The sequence below is a fragment of the Bradyrhizobium sp. Unk1 genome, from assembly GCF_059512345.1.
Window position 1 is genome coordinate 1 of sequence record NZ_JCAMOP010000135.1, and the last position, 3,359, is coordinate 3,359.

3 protein-coding genes are annotated in these 3,359 nt (G+C 65.9%); all 3 read left to right on the top strand.

What is annotated here, in order from left to right; all coding sequences use genetic code 11:
• The first annotated feature begins 152 nt into the window (after positions 1–152).
• From AC5ZFO_RS47500 to AC5ZFO_RS47510, 3 genes are read left to right on the top strand one after another with little or no spacing between them, the layout of a single operon-like run.
• The gene (locus AC5ZFO_RS47500; protein WP_496124200.1) at positions 153–1,382 is read left to right on the top strand and encodes a tyrosine-type recombinase/integrase; all 1,230 of its coding nucleotides are present in this window, start codon (positions 153–155) and stop codon (positions 1,380–1,382) included.
• Complete coding sequence (locus AC5ZFO_RS47505) at positions 1,382–2,287, top strand: tyrosine-type recombinase/integrase (protein WP_496124201.1); 906 nt, start codon at positions 1,382–1,384, stop codon at positions 2,285–2,287. The genes AC5ZFO_RS47500 and AC5ZFO_RS47505 overlap by 1 nt, the downstream gene beginning before the upstream one ends.
• Entirely contained in the window at positions 2,284–3,273 is a 990-nt protein-coding gene (locus AC5ZFO_RS47510; protein ID WP_496124202.1) for a tyrosine-type recombinase/integrase, read from the top strand. Before AC5ZFO_RS47505 ends, AC5ZFO_RS47510 begins: the two co-directional genes overlap by 4 nt.
• Positions 3,274–3,359: the final 86 nt, after the last annotated feature.

Genomic DNA, 3,359 nt, shown 5'->3' on the forward strand with positions numbered 1-3,359 from the left:
TGCCTTATGGGCAAAGCCGGTAATGGGGAGCTGCCAATCGCGATCACCGTATTTTCCTGTGTATTGCCGCTCTCGAGCTCTCCATTACAAGTCGCCTGTGCGGCCCCGTTGGGTCGGCCACTGATGGCCGGTCACATACGGAGACGGACATGTTGGAGACGTACTTCTCGGCAGCGAAGATGCTGGGGCATCTGCGCAGTGGGCCGAGCGGGCCTTACCTTGACGGGTTTGCAGCGGCGCTGGAGCGGCAGGGCTATGGCCCCGAGACAGCGGTACGTTATTTGCGAGCGGCGGCTCACATCGGCCATGTTATGGCCGAGCAAGGCGTGGGCCTGACGGACGTTGATCTCGCCGCGTTCGGCGAGCACCTGCGCACTTGCCGGTGTCCACGCGCCAAAGGCGGCCGGCGCAACCACCACACCATCTACGGTGCCAGGCTCTTTCGTCGGCACCTCGTCGAGCTCGGCCTTTGCTGGTCCGCGGCCGTGGGGGCAGCACCCGCCGAGCCGCAGCTGGTCGCCGACTTCAAGACGTGGCTGCGCAAGCATCGCGGCGCATCCGATGCCACCGTCAGGCTCTACGCCCGCGACGCCGCGGGCCTGATGATGGAGCTTCGATCTGACCCGGACGGCTGGAGGCCGAACGATGTCCGCAGTTACTTCCTGGAGCGGGCGAGCAATAGCGGGAGTGGCACGATCGAGAAGATGGCGACGAGCCTGCGGGCCTTCCTGCGGTATCTCGCAGTCGCAGGCCGTTGTCAGGCAGATCTCGACGGCGCCGTTCCAGCCTATGCTCATTGGCAGCTTGCCGACATGCCCCGGTATCTGTCGACCGAGCAGGTCGACCGGCTGATCGCTGCCTGTGACGGCGACGTCGGTGGGCGCCGGCGTGATCGTGCGATCGTACTTTTGTTGGTGCGTCTCGGCCTGCGGGCCGGTGACGTGGCGCAACTGCGTCTCGCGGATATCGAGTGGCAAACGGGATCGCTACGGGTCTGCGGCAAGTCGCGCTACGAGGTCCGGCTGCCGCTACCGCAAGACGTCGGGGATGCGATCGCCGCCTACCTCGAATGCCGGCCGTCTACCCGCCGGAACGATCTCTTGTTCCTGCGCACGATCGCACCGTGCCGGCCATTCCGACGAGGCGACGGCATCTCGTCGGTGGTCAAGCGTATCATGAAGCGGGCCGACATCGTGGCGCCGGTCAAAGGGGCCCACGCTCTGCGGCACACCGCGGCGACCGAGATGCTGCGCCATGGCGTGCCGCTCGACAAGATCGGCCTCGTCCTTCGGCATCGCGGCATCGACACGACGGCCTATTACGCAAAGGCCGACGTCGCGCTGCTGAAGCAGGTTGCTCAGCCCTGGCCGGAGGCGCTCTGATGCTCGACGCCATCGAGACCTATCTCGCGCTCCGCCGCACCACGGGCTTCGCGATGTCGACCGCGGAGTACCTGCTGAAGAGCTTTGCCGCCTTCGCGGCCGAGCGCGGACAAACGTACGTCGAGACAAAAACAGCGATCGACTGGGCCGCGCTCGGACCATCCGTCGCGCAACGCGATGCACGGCTCAGAGCCGTCTGTCGCTTCGTACGCCATGTCCGGGTGGAGGACGTCGGGCACGAGCTGCCGCCGGCAAATCACTTCGGCGCCCGCAAGAAGCGTCGCACGCCGCACATCTACACGACAGACGAGATCAGTCGGCTGGTCGAAGCTGCGCTGCGGCTTCGGCCAACGCGCGGCTTGCGCCCGCACACGCAAGCGACCTTGATCGCGCTGCTCTCATCCACCGGGCTCAGGATCTCCGAAGCCCTGAAGCTGACGATCACGGATGTGACCCGCGACGGTCTGCTGATCCGCGAGACCAAGTTCCGCAAGACGCGACTGGTGCCGCTGCACGACACGGCGGTCGCCGGCTTGCAGCGATACCTGGCACGTCGCGGGCCCGGCTCAGACGATGATCCGGTCTTCATCGACAAGCGCGGTCGGCCGCTACGCTACATTGCCGTCAAGGAGACCTTCGACAGGCTGGTCGACAAGGCTGGCATCAGATCGACGTCGGATCGCCGTCCTCGCCTGCACGATCTACGGCACACGTTTGCGGTGCGCGCGCTGCAAGGCAGCCCTACCGGCCGAGGCCGGTGCGGGGCGCACATGGCGGCACTCGCGACCTACATGGGTCACGTCAACATCTATGCGACCTACTGGTATCTCAAGGCCACGCCCGACCTCTTGCGCGATGTCGCCATGGCCGGCGAAGCGTTCATGTCCGAAGGGAGGTCAGCATGACGCCGATCGCTCCCCTCATCGAGACGTTCCTGCGCGACACCCTCGCTTGCCAGCGGGGCGCCAGCCGGCACACGAGGGACTCCTATGCCTCGAGCTTCCAGCTGCTGTTCGTGTTCGCCGCCGACCGGCTCAAGGTCAAACCTTCGGCGCTGACGCTCGAACAGATCGATGCCGGGCTCGTCAGCGCCTTCCTTGAGCATCTTGAGGACGAGCGCAAAAACGCGGCCGTGACGCGCAACGTTCGCCTGGCGGCGATCAAGTCGTTCTTCCGCTTCCTCGAGTACCGGCAGCCGGCCGCGCTCGAGCAGATCCGCCGTGTACTGGCGATCCCGTTCAAGAAAACTGACACGCGCCTGGTGCCCTACCTTCTGCGCGAAGAGCTCCAAGCCGTGCTCGACGCTCCCGATCCGGCGAAACGCGATGGCATCCGCGATCGCGCAATGCTGCACGTGGCCGTCTGCGCAGGACTGCGCGTCTCCGAACTGACGGGCCTCAAGGTCGATGACATCGACCTGCCTTCGATGAGCATCCGCGTGCTCGGCAAGGGACGCCGGGAGCGGACGCTGCCGTTGTGGAAGCCGGCGGCCGCTGCACTGCGTGCCTGGCTGGCCATCCGCGGGCAGGTCGCGACACCCGAGGTGTTCGTCAACGCCCGTGGTGAGCCGCTGAGCCGATGGGGCTTTGCCTATCTGCTCAGGCAGCACGCCGCGACTGCGGCTCGCAAGCAGCCCGGTCTCGCCAAGAAACGCGTCTCGCCCCACGTGCTCAGGCACACCTGCGCGATGGTCGTTCTGCAAGCGACCGGGGACATCCGGAAGGTGTCGCTGTGGCTGGGCCACGCTACGCTGACGACCACCGAGGTCTACACGCGCGGCGATCCAACCGAGAAGCTCGATGCGATGGAGGCGATCGTGCCGCCCCACCTGCGGCGCGGCGTCTTCCAGCCCACCGACCAGCTGATCGAACTCCTCAGGCGTACCTCGTAATGGAGAGCGGGGTTGGCGGTGATTGGTGCAGGAGCGCGATCAAATTGCCGCCAGCTCCCCATTACCGGCTTTGCCCATAAGGCAGG

Excerpts from the sequence above, each read along its gene's own strand:
- AC5ZFO_RS47505 (WP_496124201.1), top strand. The coding sequence starts at position 1,382 with ATGCTCGACGCCATCGAGACCTATCTCGCGCTCCGCCGCACCACGGGC.
- AC5ZFO_RS47510 (WP_496124202.1), top strand. The coding sequence starts at position 2,284 with ATGACGCCGATCGCTCCCCTCATCGAGACGTTCCTGCGCGACACCCTC.